General features: G+C 53.7%; 15 protein-coding genes and 1 pseudogene. 15 read left to right on the forward strand and 1 reads right to left on the reverse strand.

All coding sequences use genetic code 11. The features are described 5' to 3' along the window. The first annotated feature begins 92 nt into the window (after positions 1 to 92). The 8 genes and pseudogenes from efeU (at position 93) to phoH (ending at position 7,777) form a co-directional block, all read left to right on the forward strand. The gene (gene efeU, locus ACLBVC_RS10495) at positions 93 to 938 is read left to right on the forward strand and encodes an iron uptake transporter permease EfeU (protein ID WP_410149539.1); all 846 of its coding nucleotides are present in this window, start codon (positions 93 to 95) and stop codon (positions 936 to 938) included. Positions 939 to 998: 60 nt separating this feature from the next. Further along, positions 999 to 2,138, forward strand: a complete 1,140-nt coding sequence (efeO, locus tag ACLBVC_RS10500) for an iron uptake system protein EfeO (RefSeq protein WP_410149540.1) — start codon at positions 999 to 1,001, stop codon at positions 2,136 to 2,138. Positions 2,139 to 2,292: 154 nt separating this feature from the next. Next, complete coding sequence (gene efeB, locus ACLBVC_RS10505; RefSeq protein WP_410149541.1) at positions 2,293 to 3,600, forward strand: iron uptake transporter deferrochelatase/peroxidase subunit; 1,308 nt, start codon at positions 2,293 to 2,295, stop codon at positions 3,598 to 3,600. A gap of 171 nt (positions 3,601 to 3,771) precedes the next feature. Next, positions 3,772 to 4,104, forward strand: a pseudogene (locus tag ACLBVC_RS10510) (AMIN domain-containing protein); the annotation flags it as partial. A gap of 39 nt (positions 4,105 to 4,143) precedes the next feature. Then, complete coding sequence (locus ACLBVC_RS10515; protein WP_410149696.1) at positions 4,144 to 4,932, forward strand: N-acetylmuramoyl-L-alanine amidase; 789 nt, start codon at positions 4,144 to 4,146, stop codon at positions 4,930 to 4,932. Positions 4,933 to 5,005: 73 nt separating this feature from the next. Continuing rightward, positions 5,006 to 6,268, forward strand: a complete 1,263-nt coding sequence (locus ACLBVC_RS10520) for a chloride channel protein (RefSeq protein WP_410149542.1) — start codon at positions 5,006 to 5,008, stop codon at positions 6,266 to 6,268. A 192-nt stretch (positions 6,269 to 6,460) separates the two neighbouring features. Beyond that, positions 6,461 to 6,925, forward strand: a complete 465-nt coding sequence (locus ACLBVC_RS10525) for a hypothetical protein (protein ID WP_410149543.1) — start codon at positions 6,461 to 6,463, stop codon at positions 6,923 to 6,925. Positions 6,926 to 6,988: 63 nt separating this feature from the next. After that, entirely contained in the window at positions 6,989 to 7,777 is a 789-nt protein-coding gene (gene phoH / locus ACLBVC_RS10530) for a phosphate starvation-inducible protein PhoH (RefSeq protein ID WP_410149544.1), read from the forward strand. A gap of 202 nt (positions 7,778 to 7,979) precedes the next feature. Here the strand turns inward: phoH and chaA are convergent, their stop codons facing one another. Further along, complete coding sequence (chaA, locus tag ACLBVC_RS10535; RefSeq protein ID WP_152327002.1) at positions 7,980 to 9,080, reverse strand: sodium-potassium/proton antiporter ChaA; 1,101 nt, start codon at positions 9,078 to 9,080, stop codon at positions 7,980 to 7,982. Between the two features lie 897 nt (positions 9,081 to 9,977). Here chaA and ACLBVC_RS10540 point away from each other — a divergent pair. From ACLBVC_RS10540 to ACLBVC_RS10570, 7 genes are all read left to right on the forward strand, one after another. Next, positions 9,978 to 10,667: a gamma-glutamylcyclotransferase gene (locus ACLBVC_RS10540; RefSeq protein WP_410149545.1), complete on the forward strand. Its 690-nt coding sequence runs from the start codon at positions 9,978 to 9,980 to the stop codon at positions 10,665 to 10,667. A gap of 266 nt (positions 10,668 to 10,933) precedes the next feature. Continuing rightward, a complete protein-coding gene (locus ACLBVC_RS10545; RefSeq protein WP_410149546.1) occupies positions 10,934 to 13,180 on the forward strand; it encodes a TonB-dependent receptor in 2,247 nt (748 codons plus the stop codon). Between the two features lie 221 nt (positions 13,181 to 13,401). Next, complete coding sequence (locus ACLBVC_RS10550; RefSeq protein ID WP_410149547.1) at positions 13,402 to 14,970, forward strand: ABC transporter substrate-binding protein; 1,569 nt, start codon at positions 13,402 to 13,404, stop codon at positions 14,968 to 14,970. Further along, positions 14,970 to 16,022: an ABC transporter permease gene (locus tag ACLBVC_RS10555; RefSeq protein WP_410149548.1), complete on the forward strand. Its 1,053-nt coding sequence runs from the start codon at positions 14,970 to 14,972 to the stop codon at positions 16,020 to 16,022. The genes ACLBVC_RS10550 and ACLBVC_RS10555 overlap by 1 nt, the downstream gene beginning before the upstream one ends. Before the next feature lie 21 nt (positions 16,023 to 16,043). After that, a complete protein-coding gene (locus ACLBVC_RS10560) occupies positions 16,044 to 16,907 on the forward strand; it encodes an ABC transporter permease (RefSeq protein ID WP_410149697.1) in 864 nt (287 codons plus the stop codon). Next, the gene (locus tag ACLBVC_RS10565) at positions 16,897 to 17,802 is read left to right on the forward strand and encodes an ABC transporter ATP-binding protein (RefSeq protein ID WP_410149549.1); all 906 of its coding nucleotides are present in this window, start codon (positions 16,897 to 16,899) and stop codon (positions 17,800 to 17,802) included. The genes ACLBVC_RS10560 and ACLBVC_RS10565 overlap by 11 nt, the downstream gene beginning before the upstream one ends. Beyond that, on the forward strand, positions 17,795 to 18,472 hold the full coding sequence (locus ACLBVC_RS10570) for an ABC transporter ATP-binding protein (RefSeq protein ID WP_410149550.1): 678 nt from the start codon (positions 17,795 to 17,797) through the stop codon (positions 18,470 to 18,472). The genes ACLBVC_RS10565 and ACLBVC_RS10570 overlap by 8 nt, the downstream gene beginning before the upstream one ends. Positions 18,473 to 18,774: the final 302 nt, after the last annotated feature.

Consider the following 18,774-nt stretch of genomic DNA (forward strand, 5'->3'; position numbering starts at 1 on the left):
AATGATAATCAATATCGTTTCTTTTTACCTTTCTTTACAGAGTCCTTACGTATCTGTCAGTTTTCAGAATTCAGGGTTCGGGAGTTTCCGCTATGTTCGTTCCGTTTCTCATTATGTTTCGCGAAGGTCTCGAAGCGGCGCTGATTGTCAGCCTGATCGCCAGTTACCTCAAACGGACGCAACGCGGGCAGTGGCTCGGTGTGGTCTGGATTGGTGTGTTCATTGCTGCGGCACTGTGTCTGGCGTTGGGGCTGTTCATCAACGCCACCACAGGCGAGTTTCCGCAAAAGCAGCAGGAGTTGTTTGAAGGTATCGTGGCCGTCGTGGCGGTGTGCATTCTGACCTACATGGTGTTCTGGATGCGCAAGGTGTCGCGTTCCATCAAAGTGCATCTGGAAGGCGCGATTGATAACGCGCTCAACTCCGGTCGCGGGCAGGGCTGGGCGCTGGTGGCGATGGTATTTTTCGCCGTTGCGCGTGAAGGGCTTGAATCGGTCTTTTTCCTGCTGGCGGCGTTTCAGCAGGATGTCGGCATTGAAGCGCCCATCGGCGCGTTACTCGGTCTGGGCGCAGCCATCGTGCTGGGTTTCCTGATTTACTACGGCGGCGTGAAGCTGCATCTGGCCAAATTCTTCAAGTGGACCAGCCTGTTTATTCTGTTCGTTGCGGCTGGTCTGGCTGCGGGTGCTATACGTGCTTTCCACGAAGCCGGTTTGTGGAACGGAATGCAGGATATCGCCTTCGATCTGAGCGCCATTTTGTCCACGCATTCTCTGTTCGGTACGTTGCTCGAAGGGATGTTGGGTTATCAGGAAGCGCCGACCGTCAGTGAAGTCGCAGTGTATTTCCTGTACCTGATCCCGGCGCTGTTCCTGTTCTTTATGCCGCAGGGAAAATCAGCCGTCACGGCTCCGGCCGGGCAAAAAACACAACGCTGATTTTTAACAATATTGTTGTTCATACATTCTCTTTTCACACAGTTTGTCACGGAGTGGTACATGTCATATTCATCCCCGCTGTTTCGCCGTAAAGCTTTACAGGTCGCGCTGCTGTCACTGCCCGCTTTTGCGCTGAGCGCTAACGTGCTGGCGGCTGATGTCCGTCAGGTCAAAATTGCTGTTAACGACAAGCAATGTGAACCGATGGCGCTGACCGTGCCCGCCGGTAAAACGCAGTTTGTTATCCATAACAACAGCCAGAAAAACCTGGAATGGGAAATTCTGAAAGGCGTGATGGTGGTGGAAGAACGTGAAAACGTGGCACCGGGCTTCACGCAGAAAATGACCGCCAATCTGGAACCCGGCGAATACGACATGACCTGCGGCTTGCTGAGCAATCCGAAAGGCAAACTGACCGTGACGGCGGAAGGCGCGGCGACCTCCGCAAAACCTGACGCCATGGCGCTGGTTGGCCCGATTGCGGAATACAAAGTGTATGTAACACAGCAGGTTGCTGAACTGGTTTCCCACACCAAAGCGTTCACGGATGCGATTAAGAAGGGCGATCTGGCGAAAGCGCAGGCGCTGTACGCCTCTACCCGCGTTTACTACGAACGTATCGAACCGATCGCCGAGCTGTTCTCTGATCTCGACGGCAGCATCGATGCCCGTGAAGATGACTTCGAGAAGAAAGCCGAAGACCCGAACTTCACCGGTTTCCACCGTCTGGAGAAAATCCTGTTCGCCGACAAAACCACCAAAGGCACTGAGCCGTTTGCTGACAAGTTGTATGCCGACACCGTCGATCTGCAAAAACGTATTTCTGAGCTGACCTTCCCGCCAAGCAAAGTGGTAGGCGGCGCGGCAGGTCTTATCGAGGAAGTCGCATCGAGCAAAATCAGCGGTGAAGAAGACCGTTACAGCCGCACCGACCTGTGGGATTTCCGTGCAAACCTCGATGGCGCGCAGAAAATCGTGAACCTGCTGCGTCCGCTGCTGGAAAAAGCCGACAAACCGTTGCTGGATAAAATCGACGCGAACTTTAAAACCGTAGATACCCTGCTGGATAAATACAAAACCAAAGACGGTTACGAGAACTACGAGAAACTCTCCGACGCTGACCGTAATGCGATGAAAGGGCCGATCACGACGCTGGCAGAAGATCTGGCCAAGCTGCGTGGCGTTTTAGGTTTAGATTAATCTTTGCTCCCTCCCCTGCGAAGGGGAGGGCTGGGGTGGGGTATTAATGGATACACTGTAGTCGCCTGCAATACCCCCTCCCAACCTCCCCCTTAGCAGGGGGAGGAGCAAGACCCCACCTTTTCGCAGGAGTGTTGACCTTTAAGGCATAGCAATGAGCAATAAAAACGATAATAAGTCCGTACAACTGGACGTGACTTCTTCTTCACGCCGCCGTTTACTGAAAGGCGTGGGATTGTTAGGCGGGGCATTTGCCCTTGGCGGCGCGGCCGGGGCGCAGGCAGAAAAAACGCCGGGTGCCAAAAAAGAGTACACACCAGGAACCGTTTCTCCCGATGAACGCTGGGGCAAGCAGCCTTATTACGGCGAACATCAGGCGGGGATTTTAACGCCGCAGCAGGCGTCGATGATGCTGGTGGCGTTTGATGTTCTCGCGACCACTAAAGCCGATCTCGAGCGTCTTTTCCGTCTGCTCGATACCCGCTTTGTATTTCTGACCACCGGCGGCACGGCGCCTTCAGTAGATCCAAAATTCCCGCCGATGGATTCGGGCGTAATGGGCGTGGAAATCTACCCGGATAACCTGACCATGACGCTTTCCGTGGGCGATTCGCTGTTTGATGAACGCTTCGGGCTGGCCGCTCACAAACCGCATAAATTGCAGCGTATGGCGCGTTTCCCGAATGATTCCCTTGATGCCAAACTCTGCCACGGCGATTTGCTGTTGCAGATTTGCGCCAATAACAGCGACACCGTGGTTCACGCGCTGCGCGACATCATCAAGTACACGCCGGATTTACTTAGCGTGCGCTGGCGTCGTGACGGGTTTATTTCTTCCCACGCCGCGCGCAGCCAGGGCAAAGAAACGCCGATTAACCTGCTGGGCTTTAAGGACGGCACGGCGAACCCGGATGCCAAAGATAAACCGCTGATGGACAAAGCCATCTGGGTAACTGCCGATCAGGGCGAACCGGGCTGGACGACCGGCGGCAGTTATCAGGCGGCGCGTCTGATCCCGTTCCACGTTGAGTTCTGGGACCGCACGCCACTTCAGGAACAGCAGACGATTTTTGGCCGTCACAAAGCAACCGGTGCGCCGCTGGGCATGGAAAAAGAGCATGATGTGCCGGATTACAGCAAAGATCCGGAAGGGAAGGTGATCCCGCTGGATGCGCACATTCGTCTGGCCAATCCGCGCACCAAAGAAACCGACGATAACCTGATGCTGCGTCGCGGCTACAGTTATTCGCTGGGCGTCACCAATTCCGGGCAACTGGAAATGGGGCTGCTGTTTGTCTGTTATCAGCATGACCTCGAGAAAGGTTTTCTGGCAGTACAAAAACGCCTGAACGGCGAGCCGCTGGAAGAGTATATCCGGCCGGTCGGCGGCGGTTTCTTCTTCACACTGCCGGGCATCAAAGACGAAAATCACTATCTGGGGCAAACCCTGATCGAAGCCTGAGTTGTTTTCCTCCTCCGTCACGCACGGAGGAGGAACATTGCCTGTCACCTTTTTTACCGTTCGTTACCGAATTCACGCCCTGTTAATACTCCCGCGCACTCCTGAAAACGTCAGTAATGTCATGATGATAAATCGTTAACGGCTTATCACGATGCCTGCCCTGAGACTGTTATGACCATCAACCATTCCCGCAGAAAACTGCTGATTTTCGGCATCTGCCTGTCACTGACTTCACCGCGTCTGTTTGCCGCCAGTAAGTCCGTCCGCGTTTCACTGACGTCAGACGCGCGCCAGATTACCGTATCATTGCCTGCCGCCGATAAGCGCAGCCGCGTATTTATGCTCGGCGCGCCGGAACGGGTGGTGATCGACATGCCGATGGCGTCGTTTCCGCCGGAACTGGAACATGCACTAACGGTGGTTCGCCAGAAATTCCCGTGGATTGCAGAAGGGCGCATTGCCCATTTCAGCCCCGACGTGGCGCGCATAGTGCTGACAGTGAAGGGCAAACCGGTGATCACACGCACAACAGAAAATGGCGTGATGAAAGTGACTGTGACGGAAGAAGGGACCGCAGCACAAACGGCGGTGCAGGCGTTGCCTTTAGCCACCAAAGCGCCACTGGCAGAAAAAACCCTGCTGGTGATGATTGATCCCGGCCACGGCGGAAAAGATCCCGGTGCGATTGGCAATAAAGGTACATACGAAAAACACGTGGTTTTGCACATCGCCAAACGCCTGCAAACGTTGCTGGATCAGCAGCACGGCATTCATGCGGTACTGACCCGGCAGGATGACGTCTTTATTCCGTTGTATCACCGCGTCAGTCTGGCGCATCAGCACGAAGCCGACCTGTTTATTTCTATTCACGCCGACGGATTTACCAACGATAAGGTATCCGGCGCGTCGGTTTTTGCGTTGTCGGAACACGGCGCGGGCAACGCGATGTCGCGCTACCTTTCGCAGAGCGAAAACAGTGTGGACGTTTTGTATGACAATGATTTTAAAACGGATGATGAATACCTGAAAGAAACGCTTTTCGATCTCGATCAGCATGAAACCATCCACCGCAGTATGGATTTTGGCCGTCATCTGGCGTCGAACATTATCAAGGTGCATCACATGCACAGCCCGCATCCGGAACAGGCCGGTTTTGCCGTGCTGAAATCTCCGCGCATTCCGTCGGTGCTGGTGGAAACGTCTTTCATCACCAACAAGCAGGAAGAAAAACTGCTGGGCGAGCCGATTTTCCAGGAGAAGATGGCGAGGGCGCTGGCAGACGGCATTAACAGTTATTTCCTCAACGAAAAGAAAAATAACTTGCTGAGCTGACGTGCGGTTTAACTGATGTTTTGTAAGCTGTTTAGAGAACCCAAACATCAGATAAAAATGCGGAGTGCCTGCGTTGAATAATTCCGAAATTTCCAGCCCGCTGTGGCGGCTGACGGCAGCAACATTGTGTACCGGCGTATTAGCCGGTCTTGGTGGCATGATGCTGGCGCTGATCCTGCACTACATCCAGCATCTGGCCTTCGGCTACAGCCCGGATTTCATCATCAGCAGCGAGAGCTTTTTGCAGGGCGTCAGCGAGGCGACGCGCAGCCGGCGGCTGATTGTGCTTATTATCTGTGGTGCGGTTGCCGGCACCGGCTGGTGGGCATTGTACCGCTGGGGAAAACCGCTGGTGAGCATTGCTGCGGCGGTGAAATCAGAAAATCCGCGTATGCCGTTTGTCAGCACGACGATCCATGCGTTGCTGCAAATCATCACCGTCGCGCTCGGTTCGCCGCTTGGACGTGAGGTTGCGCCGCGCGAAATCGGCGCGGTCAGCGCAAACTGGTTGTCGCTGCGCTTCAGGCTGACGGCGCGCGAAACGCAAATCATGATTGCCTGCGGCGCTGGGGCGGGACTGGCGGCGGTATATAATGTCCCGCTCGGCGGCGCGGTGTTTGTGCTGGAAGTATTGCTCGGTGCATTCCGCTGGCCGCTGTTGCTGCCTGCAATAGCGACATCCTCTATTGCAGCGCTGGTAGCGTGGATCGGGCTGGGCAATGAATCGCAATATCACCTGATGCAGCTGAGCACCACGCCCGCCTTGCTGGTCTGGTCAGCGGTCATGGGGCCGGTATTTGGCGTTGCGGCTTACGGGTTTACGCGGATGACCAATCGGGCGAAAGCACAGGCTCCGCGCGATGCGCGTTTGATTATCTGTAATCTGCTCAATTTTGCCTTTATCGGCATTCTGGCGGGCTGGCTGCCGCAATTACTGGGCAACGGCAAAGGCCCGGCGCAATTAAGTTTTGATAATCAGATTACTGTAGCGCTGGCGGCAACCGTGCTGATGGGGAAACTGGTGATTACCTGGAGCACATTACGCGCCGGGGCGCAGGGCGGGTTGCTGACGCCGGGATTATCCAACGGCACATTGCTGGCCTGTGTTCTGGGGGCGCTATGGAATATTTACTGGCCGGGAACATCGCTCGGCGCATTTGCCATTATTGGCGCGGCGGCATTTCTGGCGTCCTCAATGAAAATGCCAATAACCGCCATTGTGCTGATTATGGAGTTTACTCGGGTAGATCATGACTTCTTAATTCCGATCCTTTTTGCCGTCAGCGGGTCGGTCGCCTGCTTTACTTTATGCAATAAAATCACGGATAAAAAATAACCAGGGTGAGGATCTGAAAAAAGATCCTCCTGATCCTATTGACGGTGACCACAATTTTTTTTACATTTTGGTAACGCAAATGTTTCAGCTGTCATTATACTGAAATTATATCGCGGTAATTTTTAAGATGTACGGGATAAGTTTTCACGAGGTGTCCGGCAACTGCCGTTAATAACACAACGGGGAGCGCGAATGGTAAAGTCCATGTTTGGGCTGTTGATTGAAAATAACATGCTTCACCCACTGACTCGTTGTTGTCGCGTAAAAGCAAACGAGGGCAAGATCTCCGACTCTCCAATATTAACCCAAATTTTTTCAGCATATTCCTACCGCATTTTAGAGAAGTTATCATCCACGCACCACCAACCCTGTTCTTTAACTGACTCTTTCATCCCTTTTAAAACAATTTCGAAACGCATTGGCTTTTATTCTGGCAATTTCACTGTGCGGGTCAGCGGTTTGTCATTACCGGGGATTCTACTTTTAACGAAAGCAGTATTTTCATTGAGAGTTTTCTTTTCGGCTGATATGACAATGCCTCCTTGTGAACAGAAAGCAGCCAACAGATTATCTCTTAATCGGCTTGGTCTATTTTCCTCTTCACGATATTCAATGGCTGTACTTGGTCTAAAAGGAGACCAAAACCTCATTTGTTAGTGAAACATAACCGTGCGGGCATAATGCCTTAGCGTTAAGTGAATCAAACTGTAAGGTGCCACTATGGGAAGACAGAAAGCAGTGATCAAAGCTCGCCGTGAAGCAAAACGCGTTATTCGTAGCGATTCACGCAGTCACCGCCAGCGCGAGGAAGAATCTGTGACATCATTAGTGCAGATGGGCGGTTTGGAATCGATTGGAATGGCTCGCGATACCCGCGATTCTTCTGCTATCGAAGCCCGTACCGAAGCTCAGGGTCATTACTTATCAGCCATAGAGAATAAGCAGTTGATTTTTGCCACGGGTGAAGCCGGTTGCGGCAAAACATTCATCAGCGCTGCGAAAGCGGCAGAGGCATTAATTCACAAAGAAATCGACAGGATTATTGTTACCCGTCCGGTATTGCAGGCCGATGAAGATCTCGGTTTCCTGCCTGGCGATATTTCAGAGAAGTTTGCACCTTATTTCCGTCCGGTCTACGACATTTTGTTACGTCGTCTGGGTTCTTCATTCCTGCAATATTGTTTGCGGCCGGAAATAGGGAAAGTTGAAATTGCGCCATTCGCTTATATGCGCGGGCGTACTTTCGAAAATGCGGTGGTTATTCTGGATGAAGCTCAGAATGTCACGGCCAGTCAGATGAAAATGTTCCTGACGCGTCTCGGTGAAAACGTGACGGTTATAGTTAACGGTGATATTACCCAGTGTGATTTACCACGTGGAGTTGTATCGGGGCTCAGCGATGCACTATCGCGCTTCCAGGAAGACGAGATGGTCGGCATCATTAAGTTTGATAAACAGGACTGCGTCCGCTCTGAATTGTGCCAGAGAACGCTGAATGCCTATTCGTAATTAACCCTATTTTCATCACAATGCATCACAAAATGATAAAGGCCGCTCCTGTGAGTGGCCTTACTTATTATGCTCCTCCCCCTGCGAAGGGGGAGGTTGGGAAGGGGTTTTGCAAGTGGAAAGAAGCTTTGTAAAAAAAATGTGCTTTTTTGCCATTAATACCGCACACCCATCCTCCTCTTCGCAGGGGAGGGAGCAGATGTTACAACATAATAATCATCATATAAGCGCAGAATAATGCCAGATGCGCCGTGCCGTTCAGAACATTGGTACGGCCGGTTGAGAAGGATATCTGACACAAAATCAGCACCGACAGCATAACCACTATATTCGCCGGATCCAGCCCGAAAATTAAGTTCTGGCCGGTCAGGGTGGCGATAACAGTCACCGCCGGAACGGTCAGGGAAATGGTCGCCAGTACCGAACCGAAAAACAGATTCATTGCACGCTGTACCTGATTTTTCAGCACTGCTTTTAACGCACCCAGCCCTTCAGGGGACAGAATCAGCAGTGCCACCAGGAAACCGGTGAACTGCGCAGGCGCGTTCAGCTCAGTCAATAGGCTTTCCAGAGGATTGGCGTTGAATTTTGTCACGGCAATGACCAGCACCAGATGCACCAACAGCCACAATGTGTGCGTCAGATTGCTTTTCGAGGACGGCTTTCCGTGGCCGTCTTCTTCGCCTTCATCTTCGTGTTCATAGATAAACAGGCTCTGGTGCGTTTTGGTCTGAATCAGCAGGAACACACCGTACATGGCGGCGGAAATTACTGCGACAAACAGCGCCTGCGGCGTGCTGAAATTCCCGCCCGGTAAGGCGGCGGGCAGAACCAGCACGATCACCGCCAGCGGGAAAATGGCCATCAGATACTGTTTGATGCCGCCCAGATTGACATATTGCGTGGCAAATTTACGGCCACCCAGCAGCAGAGCGACGCCCACCAGTCCGGCGGTCACGATCATGATGATAGAGAATAATGTGTCACGCATCAGCGCGGGCGCGGCGTCACCGGTTGCCATCAGGGCCGAAATCAGACTGACTTCGAGGATGACCACTGAAAGGCTGAGGATGAGCGAGCCGTAGGGTTCACCTAAACGGTGAGCCAGGACGTCGGCGTGACGCACAACGCTGAATGCGCTGGCAAGAATACCGACCAGTGCAATTAAATTGATGCCAACGACGGAGGCGAAGTTACTGCTGTTGCCCCAGAGGACGAGAACGATCAGGGCGGCAATAGGGAAAATCAGGGAGTATTCCTGATGGCGGGTTTTGATTTTTGGATGTTCCTGTGACGACACCATGATGATGATTCTCCTTATATACCCAAAATAATTCGCGTTGCTTAAAGGCGGCAAAGCCCGTAAATCCCCGGGAGTTTACTCTGGTAAGTGACCGGGGTGAACGGCTGCAGTCAACGCCTAAGCAGCGTGAAGAATGACGGGCATAAACGCTCACGAAGTAACAACCGCCTGTCCCCGGTTGTCAGTAAAATGCATAGCAGCATAAAGATGTAACTCATTAAGTATAGTAGATAAATTAATCTGTTAACAGAAAATAATTGATGTTAGTCATGAAAAAATCACTTAATCAGTGTTTGCAGGTAAATAATTTGCATTAACTGTGGTTTTTTCTTTACTTAACTTTGATTGTTAATATTTTAAATTTATAAATTACAGCTAGTTATGTGTTTTTATGTTTTTAATGACGCGAATGCGTCAGTTTATGTAAATCATCGCCATACCCACAGGATTGTGACGAGTATTTTTGCATTTTTTACCCTGAAGAACTGAAAAATGCCGTTTTATCCGGCAGGATCTCCAGAGAGTAGCAGTCAGGCGGATTATTGTCCGAAGATGCGCACGCAATCAGCGTGAAGAGCCTGAACCTGTACGACATGATCCGCATAAAAAAATGTTGATCACGATAAATGACATCTCAAAAAGTCAACATTCTTACAATGTTCACAAAATAATCACTTTATTTTCGTTTTGTGATCCCTCGCAACCTTGATTGCAACGACAGAAACGAATAAGGTTTCAACAAGCACGGGAATACTAAACTTCCTAACAATTTACGCGGCGGCCTCAGCTAATGCTGGCCTTGTCCGATAACAGATATCACTCGCACCCACGACAGCGGAGAACACAGCGTTAACAGCATGGCATGTTCAAAAGTAAGTGGTACAGAAGGGGGAATGAATGTTAACTCGAGATTTCCTGCGTAACGCAGATTGTAAAACAGCATTCGGTAATATCGACGAATCGATGCTACTGACCCCTGAACAACGCGCCGCCTCATTAGGTTGTGCTCTGGCGCGTCGCCCCGACAACAGCCCGGTGTGGATTTTTGGCTACGGTTCACTGATGTGGAACCCGGTCTTTGATTCCGAAGAGGCGCGTCCTGCCACCCTGCATGGTTATCACCGTGCATTCTGTTTACGTCTGACTTCCGGGCGCGGAACCCATGCCCAGCCTGGCCGTATGCTGGCGCTGCGTGACGGCGGAAAAACTACCGGTCTGGCGTTCCGTCTGCCGGAAGACAAACTGCATGAAGAACTTGAGCTGCTGTGGAAACGCGAAATGGTGACCGGCTGCTACCGCCCGACGTGGTGTGAGCTTGAGCTCGACGACGGACGCAAAGTCACCGCGCTGGTGTTTATCATGGATCCGTCGCATCCGCAGTATGAAGCCGACACCGATTATCAAATTATTGCGCCACTGATTGCGCAGGCCAGCGGACCGCTGGGCACCAACGCGCAATATTTGTTTGCGCTGGAAAAAGAGCTGAATAATTACGGCATGCGCGATGACTGCATGAGCGAGCTGGTAAAACAGGTGAGAATGTTGCTGTCGGTTTCACCCGGCTTTGATGTTCCCGGCCTGAGCTGATTTTTTCTAAAATACGTTTTTCGCTGCGCGGGCTCCCTGCGCAGCGTTTCCTTTCTCCGCCGTTATTTTTATCTTTCTGAATTCAAGCGATTAGCCTTAGTTTCCTGCCGTTATGATTTCTCTGTGATACTGAAAACTCCCATTAACATCCTGTTTACTATGATTTTTTAACGAAAAGTCGGTTGCATTTGCAAAACGCCTGAGCATAATCCGAATGGTTTTAATAATTATTATCATTATCGTTTGAACTTTTCAGGGAATCCTCAATGCGCGCTCAACGTGAAATTTTTCACACGCCTGTTTTCGCCCGTAAGTTGCTGCCAGTGGTGATCTCTGCCGCACTGGCGGCGGTTACGCTGTCTGCTCATGCGGCCACGACAACCACACCTGCGGTTGACGCTGTTAATACGGCGTCGTCTAAAACCGGCGACACCATTACCGTCACTGCCGCACAGTCCGATTTTAAAGCGGGCGGCGAGACACCGGTTCCGGCCTATCTTGACGGCGACGTCGCCAACGGCGGGCGTCTCGGCGTTCTGGGCCAGCAGGACGCCATGAATGTGCCGTTCAACGTCATCAGTTTCACCAACAAACTGATTCAGGATCAGCAAAGCCGCACGCTCGGTGATGTGCTTAATAACGACGCCAGCGTTCAGACCGGTTACGGCTACGGAAACTACGCGGAAACCTTCAACATTCGTGGGTTTGCGTTAGACGGCGAAGACATTTCCTACGGCGGCCTGTACGGCGTATTGCCGCGACAGCTGGTGCCGATGGAACTGGCCGAGCGCGTGGAACTGCTTAAAGGCTCCAGCGCCTTTCTTAACGGCGTACCGCCGGGCGGCACGGGCGTGGGCGGTAACGTCAACATCGAACCCAAACGCGCGACGGATACACCAATCAACCGCGTGACGGTCGATTACACCTCATCTTCTCAGGTGGGCGGCGCGGTGGATGTGGGGCGTCGTTTTGGTGATAACAACCAGTGGGGTGTGCGCGTCAACGCCGTGAACCGTGAAGGCGAAACGGCGGTTAATGACGAACACCGGCGCCTGACCATGGGCTCAATTGGCCTCGATTATCGCGGCGATCGTTTCCGCTCTTCCTTTGATTTTGGCGTGACCAAACAGACTGTTCACGGCGGCCGTCCGGTTGTCTATCTGGGCAATGCGACTAAAGTACCGGATGCGCCTTCAGCGACCAAAAACTACGGGCAGGATTTTGCTTCCAGTAATCTGGAAAATGAATTCGGGATGCTGAAAGCCGAATACGACGTGGCAGACGACTGGACCGTTTACGGCGCGGTCGGTATGAACCATGACCGTGAATACGGTAACTACAGCTCTCCGACGCTGAAAGATGACAACGGCAACGCCACCATGGGCCGCCTCACCGTGCCTTACGTCTCCGACAGCGTTGCCACGCAGGCGGGCGTTCGCGGCAAATTCGATACCGGCTTTATCAGCCACAGCGTGAATCTGGGCGTGTCGAGCGTGTACCGCAAATACAAAACTGCGTACACCATGTCGGCATCGTCGATTAATACCAATATTTATGATCCGGTTGACGCCAGCTCTCCGGCTACTTTGTATGCGGGCGGCAGCATGGGCGATCCGGCGCTGCGTAACCGTGTCCAGAACGTCGGCGTGTCGGTTTCCGATACCTTATCGATGCTCGACGACCGTCTGCAACTGATTGCCGGTCTGCGCCGCCAGAACGTTATTGTGAAGGATTACAGCTACACCGGCACCGAAACAGACGCCTTCGAGCAGATGAAAGTCACGCCAGCCTTTGGCCTTGTCGTGAAACCGTGGGAACACGTTTCCTTCTACGCGAATCACATCGAAGCCTTGCAGGCCGGTGAAGTATCAGGCACCACATACAACGGCAAAGTCGTCACCAACGGCGGTCAGGCTTCCGGTATTGAAACCTCCAAACAGGATGAAGTCGGCGTAAAAACCGACTTTGGCCGCATCGCGGGTACCTTGTCTCTTTATCAGATTAAGAAACCTGTCGGCATGTACCGCGCCACCGGCGACACTTATGAATACGGCACCTACGGTGAAGTCCGTAACCGTGGCGTAGAGCTGAACGTGTTTGGCGAACCTGTGCTGGGTGTGCGTCTGAACGGCAGTGTGACCTGGATGAACCCGGAAATGACCCAAACACAGGACGGCGCTTACAACGGCAAAGATGCGGTGGGTATTCCGCGTTATCAGTGGGTGCTTGGCGGCGAATGGGATATTCCCGGCGGCAGCGGTGTGACGGCGATCGGCAAAGTGATCCGCTCCGGTTCGCAATATGCCGATGAAGAAAACAGCCTGAAAGTGGACGGCTGGACGCGTCTGGATCTCGGGTTGCGTTATGTGATGCCGGTCGGCCAAAACACACTGACATGGCGTGCCAATCTGGAAAATGTCACCAATGAGAAATACTGGGCATCCGCGACGGGCGGTTATCTGACGCAGGGCGACCCGCGTGAATTCAAGCTCTCTGCGACCTACGACTTCTGATTTTAACGCACTCCCTTTCCCACACCGGGAAAGGGAGTATTTTCACCTATTTTGTCCAGTAACATTCCCCGCAAATCACCGTTCCGGCGCTTTAATAACCTAACAGATAACGTTATGCAAAATATGCATAACGATAGTATTTATCAGACTTTCTGGTAGCTTGAAGAAACTTTACACTGATGCAACGTTAGCAATTTCGCTACTTTGGAGAGTCTGTCTTGATGAAAGCTTTATTACCGTCCGTCCTGTTTACGGCTATTGCGGCTACTTTCTCTGTGCAGGCTGCGACGCCGCCGGATACCTTGGTTATCGCGCAATCCATTGATGACACCTCCAGCTTTGACCCGGCGCAGGGTTTCGAGCTGACGACGGTTCAGGCTTTCAACAATATCTATCAGCGTCTGGTGCAGTCAGACCCGAATAATCCTATCGATTTAAAACCGACGCTGTCGACCTCGTGGGAAGCAGCGAAAGACAACCGCAGCCTGACGTTTACACTCTCGCCAAAAGCGGTGTTCGCCAGCGGTAATCCGCTGACGGCAGACGATGTGATTTTCTCGCTGTCGCGTGTGGTGAAGCTGAACCTTGAGCCTTCATTCATTCTGACGCAGCTGGGCTGGACCGACAAAAATGTCGATACCTTCCTGACCAAAATTGACGATCACCATGTCAAAGTCAGCTGGACCGCCGACGTCAGCCCGTCCTTCGTGCTGAGCCTGCTGTCTGCGCCGGTTTCATCCATCGTTGACAGCAAACTGGTGAAAACCAATGCAGCCGCTGACGATCTCGGTCACCAGTGGCTGAGCAACCATTCAGCCGGTTCCGGCCCGTACCAGATCCGTAACTATATTCCGCATGAAGTGGTGATTCTCTCCGCGAACGCGACCTCACCGGAAGGCGCACCGAAGCTGAAAACCATTCTAATTAAAAACGTGCCGGATCCGGCTGCACGCCGCCTGCTGATTGAACAGGGCGATGCCGATATGGCGCGTAACCTCGGTTCCGACCAGATGGCGGCGCTTGAAGGCAAGAAGGGGGTGAAGCCGCTGGCGATCCCTTATGCTTCCCTGTATTTCCTGCAATTTAACGCCAAAGCTTCTCCGGCACTGGGCAATCCGGCTTTCTGGGAAGCGGCGCGTTATCTGTTCGACTACAACCACATCGCACATGATCTGATGAAAAATCAGTTCCAGGTGCATCAGGCCTTCCTGCCGGAAGGCTATCTCGGCGCGGTGAATGATACGCCTTACACGTATGATCCGGCCAAAGCCAAAGCGATTCTGGCTAAAGCAGGTCTGACGAATGTGAGCTTCACGCTCTCCACGTCCAACCAGCCACCGTATCTGGATATCGCGCAGGCCTTGCAGGCCAGCTTTGCGCAGGGCGGCGTAACCGTGAAACTGGATCCGGGCTTAAGCCAGCAGATCTCCACCAAAGTGAAAGCACACGATTACGACGCGTACATGTCTTCGTGGGGCCCGGATTACTTTGACCCGAACACTAACGCCTCTGCGTTTGCGTTCAACCCGGAAGATGGCAGCAAAACGCTGGCATGGCGTGCCAACTGGTCGATTCCGGCGCTGAACAAACTGACGCTGGCCGCCATTGCAGAGCCCGATCAGGCCAAACGCGTAGCGGATTACCGTCAGCTGCAACTCGAAGTGCAGAAAAACTCACCGTTTGTCGTCGGTTTACAGGCTAAGAGCCTGATTGCCGTGCGTGACAACATCAAAGGATATGTTCAGGGCATCAACCCGGACATGGTCTTCTACAGCAAGGTCACGAAGTAATGACAGACAGTTCAACGCCCGCCGGACTCGTCCGGCAGGGTTGGCGCTGGTCAGGCCGTTTGCTGACCGGCGTGATTTCGCTGGCGCTGACGTTGCTCGGTTTGCTGGCGTTCACCTTTACGCTTTCCCATCTTGCACCGATTGACCCGACGTTGCAGGTCGCGGGGGATCACGCCAGTGAAGCGACCTACGCGCAGGTACGTCGCGATCTGGGGCTGGACCAGTCGGTTCCCGTGCAGTTCGCAAGATATCTGGATCACCTCGCGCATGGCGATATGGGAATTTCCCGTATCACCGCGCAGCCGGTCGCCAGTGATCTGATGCGCACGTTCCCGGCGACGGTAGAACTGGCAACCTGTTCCATTTTGCTGGGCGGAACGCTGGGCATTTTGCTGGCGCTGCTGGCCGTGTGGAAACCCGGAAGCTGGCTGGATAACGTTGCCCGGTTTGTTTCGCTGCTCGGTTATTCCGTGCCGATTTTCTGGTTAAGTCTGCTCGGTCTGCTGCTGTTTTACGCTGTGCTGCACTGGGCGGGTGGTCCCGGAAGGCTCGACGATTTGTACATGTACACCATGACGCCGCGCACCGGTTTTGTGCTGATTGATACCTGGCTTTCCGGCGACCGTGACATGTTCTACAACGCGATCAGCCATTTATGGTTACCGGTGACGGTGCTGGCGATGCTGTCGATGGCAGGGATTACGCGCCTTTTGCGTGCGTCCATGCTGGGCGAAATGAACAAAGAATACGTGATTCTGGCGCGCTCAAAGGGCGCGGGCAGGGTGCGCGTATTACTTTGCCACGTCTTCCCGAACGTGCTGGGCACGCTGATTACCGTGCTCACCTTGTCTTACGCCAGCCTGCTGGAAGGGGCGGTACTGACGGAAACGGTGTTTGCCTGGCCGGGCGTCGGACGTTACCTGACCACTGCGCTGTTTGCGGCGGATACCCCGGCCATTCTCGGCGCCACATTGCTGATCGGCACCTGTTTCGTGCTGCTCAATGCGCTGGCTGACGCCCTTACTTATTTGCTCGATCCGCGGACCCGGTAGTTTTCGCTTATGACTCAACAAATGATCCCTGAACAACCGACGCAGGTTGAGGCTGAGGCCAACGTCTGGAAGCCTGCGCGCCGCATCACTGCGCTCACGATCGGCCTGGTACTGGTGGCAATTCTGGTGCTGACTGCGCTGCTCGCACCGCTGCTTGCGCCTTTTGACCCGAATATTCAGCACATCGAATTACGCCTGTTGCCGCCGTCCGGCGCGCACTGGTTGGGCACGGACGGCTTTGGCCGCGACCTGCTTTCCCGCGTGATTTACGGCGCGCGTCCGACGCTGCTGCTGGTGTCGCTTATCCTGATCCTGACCATTCCGGTCGGGCTGCTCATCGGTATCAGCGCCGGTTATATCGGCGGCTGGTACGAACGCGTACTGATGCGCCTGACTGACATCGTGATGTCATTGCCAAGCCTGGTGATGGCGCTGGCACTTGTCGCTATTATGGGACCGGGGCTGATGAACGGCGCGCTGGCGCTGGCCTTCACCAGCTGGCCGCCGTTTGCGCGTCAGGCGAGGGCGGAAACGCTGGCGCTGCGGCGCAGTGATTATCTGGCGGCGGCGAGAATGCAGGGCATCGGGGGTTTGCGTCTGATGTTCGGCCATATACTGCCGTTGTGTCTGCCCAGCGCGGTCGTGCGTGCGGCGCTCAGCCTCGGCGGCATCATTCTGGCCTCTGCCGGTCTGGGCTTCCTCGGCATGGGCATTCAGCCACCGACCGCCGAATGGGGCTCGATGGTTGCCGAAGGCAGTAAAGTGATTTTTGACCAGTGGTGGGTAGCGGCTGCGCCAGGTGGCGCAATTCTGTTTGCCAGTCTGGCTTTCAACCTGCTGGGCGACGGCCTGCGTGACAAAATGGATCCACGACATGGCAACTGATGCTCAAACGCTTCATCAGCAACACAATCACCAGAAGACGCAGCATTCTGACCGGCTGACGGCGAAAGATCTCACCATTTATCTGCCGGGTGAGCGCCCGCTGGAACTGGTGAAATCGCTCTCTTTCAGCGTCGGGCAGGAACGTGTTGCGTTGGTGGGGGAATCGGGTTCCGGTAAATCCCTGACCGCGCGGGCCCTGATGGGATTACTGCCGCATCCGTGCAAGCTGCGCGCTTCTGAACTGACGCTCGGCGACAATGATCTGACTACGCTGAAAAAACGCGAGTGGAGCCGTCTTCGAGGGAACCGTGTGTCGATGGTCATGCAGGATCCGAAACACGCGCTGAATCCGACGCAGAAAATCGGCAAACAGGTAGAAGAACCGCTGCGCCTGCATACGCGTCTTGGCCGCAAAGAGCGGCAGGAAAAAGTCGCCGATATGCTTAACGCTGTCGGCCTGCCAAATCCGGCCTTTTTGCAACAGCAATATCCGCATCAGCTTTCCGGCGGGATGGGCCAGCGCGTGATGCTGGCGATTGCGCTGATCAACGATCCGCAATGGCTGATTGCCGATGAACCGACGTCTGCGCTGGATTTTGACATGCGCGAGCAGGTGCTCGGGCTGATTGAACGACTGGTGGAACAACGCAACATGGGGCTGATTTTGATCAGCCACGATCTGCAACAGGTTGCGCACCACTGCGAGCGCGTGCTGGTGATGTACAAGGGCGAGTTACTGGACGAACTCCCGGCAGATCAGCTGGCGCAGGCCACGCACCCTTATACGCATACGCTGTGGTCATGCCGGCCGAGCAAATTTACGCACGGAGAACGCCTGCCGGTGCTGGATCGCGCACTGCTGGCGTCACTGAAAAAGGAACCTCGCCATGACTGAAATCGTTGCGGAACTGGACCAGCTGAACGTTTCGCACCGTCAGGGTTACGAAGTGCGTACCGTGGTGCATAACGTCAGCCTGACGATTAACAAAGGCGAATGTTTCGGTCTGGTCGGGCCGTCCGGCTGCGGGAAATCCTCCTTACTGTGGGTACTCGCCGGGCTGAACGGCAACTGGGACGGCAGCCTGACACTGCTGGATCACAAAGTGAAACCGGGCAAACCCTTTACCGGCAGCCTGCGACGCGATGTGCAGATGGTATTTCAGGATCCGTATGCCTCGCTACACCCGAAACACAAGCTGCTGCGCACGCTGGCGGAGCCGCTGAAAATCCTTAAAGAGCAGGATATCGAACAGAAAATTGCCGAAGGTTTCCGTCAGGTCGGGCTTGATCCGGCGCTGATGAACCGCTATCCGCATCAGCTTTCCGGCGGCCAGCGCCAGCGTGTGGCGATTGTGCGTGCGCTGTTGCTCAAACCCAAACTGCTGCTGCTCGATGAACCGACCTCCGCGCTGGATATGTCGGTACAGGCGGAAATCCTCAATCTTCTGAATGACCTGAAAGCGACCAGCGATCTGACCATGATTCTGGTGAGCCACGATGCGGATGTGATTGATCATATGTGTGATCGCGCGGTGCATATGGCGAAGGGGTACGTGTTGAGTTGAGGCTGTTTGGGGTTTTAAGTTCAAGGTCAAATTCAAAACCGTGGGCGTCGGCATAAGGTCATTTTTCAGATCAACACTTAGCCGCCTTGCTCCTCCCCCTGCGAAGGGGGAGGCCGGGAGGGGGTTTAGCAGGCAACTGAGCAGCTAAAACCAACACCCCATCCCGGCCTTCCCCTCGTGAGAGGGGAAGGAGCAAAATCCGTCCTGCTGTTTTTTCTCTTCAAGTCTGTTTAAGTGTTCTTAATCTATTTTATTAAAATACATAGCTTTATTTCATGGTTCTTGCCTTGACGTTGCCCCTC

The sequence above is a fragment of the Rahnella selenatireducens genome, from assembly GCF_046449555.1.
GTDB classification, from domain to species: Bacteria; Pseudomonadota; Gammaproteobacteria; order Enterobacterales; family Enterobacteriaceae; genus Rahnella; species Rahnella selenatireducens.

Excerpts from the sequence above, each read along its gene's own strand:
- efeU (WP_410149539.1), top strand. The coding sequence starts at position 93 with ATGTTCGTTCCGTTTCTCATTATGTTTCGCGAAGGTCTCGAAGCGGCG.
- efeO (WP_410149540.1), top strand. The coding sequence starts at position 999 with ATGTCATATTCATCCCCGCTGTTTCGCCGTAAAGCTTTACAGGTCGCG.
- efeB (WP_410149541.1), top strand. The coding sequence starts at position 2,293 with ATGAGCAATAAAAACGATAATAAGTCCGTACAACTGGACGTGACTTCT.
- ACLBVC_RS10515 (WP_410149696.1), top strand. The coding sequence starts at position 4,144 with ATGAAAGTGACTGTGACGGAAGAAGGGACCGCAGCACAAACGGCGGTG.
- ACLBVC_RS10525 (WP_410149543.1), top strand. The coding sequence starts at position 6,461 with ATGGTAAAGTCCATGTTTGGGCTGTTGATTGAAAATAACATGCTTCAC.
- phoH (WP_410149544.1), top strand. The coding sequence starts at position 6,989 with ATGGGAAGACAGAAAGCAGTGATCAAAGCTCGCCGTGAAGCAAAACGC.
- chaA (WP_152327002.1), bottom strand. The coding sequence starts at position 9,080 with ATGGTGTCGTCACAGGAACATCCAAAAATCAAAACCCGCCATCAGGAA.
- ACLBVC_RS10540 (WP_410149545.1), top strand. The coding sequence starts at position 9,978 with ATGTTAACTCGAGATTTCCTGCGTAACGCAGATTGTAAAACAGCATTC.
- ACLBVC_RS10545 (WP_410149546.1), top strand. The coding sequence starts at position 10,934 with ATGCGCGCTCAACGTGAAATTTTTCACACGCCTGTTTTCGCCCGTAAG.
- ACLBVC_RS10550 (WP_410149547.1), top strand. The coding sequence starts at position 13,402 with ATGAAAGCTTTATTACCGTCCGTCCTGTTTACGGCTATTGCGGCTACT.
- ACLBVC_RS10555 (WP_410149548.1), top strand. The coding sequence starts at position 14,970 with ATGACAGACAGTTCAACGCCCGCCGGACTCGTCCGGCAGGGTTGGCGC.
- ACLBVC_RS10560 (WP_410149697.1), top strand. The coding sequence starts at position 16,044 with ATGATCCCTGAACAACCGACGCAGGTTGAGGCTGAGGCCAACGTCTGG.
- ACLBVC_RS10565 (WP_410149549.1), top strand. The coding sequence starts at position 16,897 with ATGGCAACTGATGCTCAAACGCTTCATCAGCAACACAATCACCAGAAG.
- ACLBVC_RS10570 (WP_410149550.1), top strand. The coding sequence starts at position 17,795 with ATGACTGAAATCGTTGCGGAACTGGACCAGCTGAACGTTTCGCACCGT.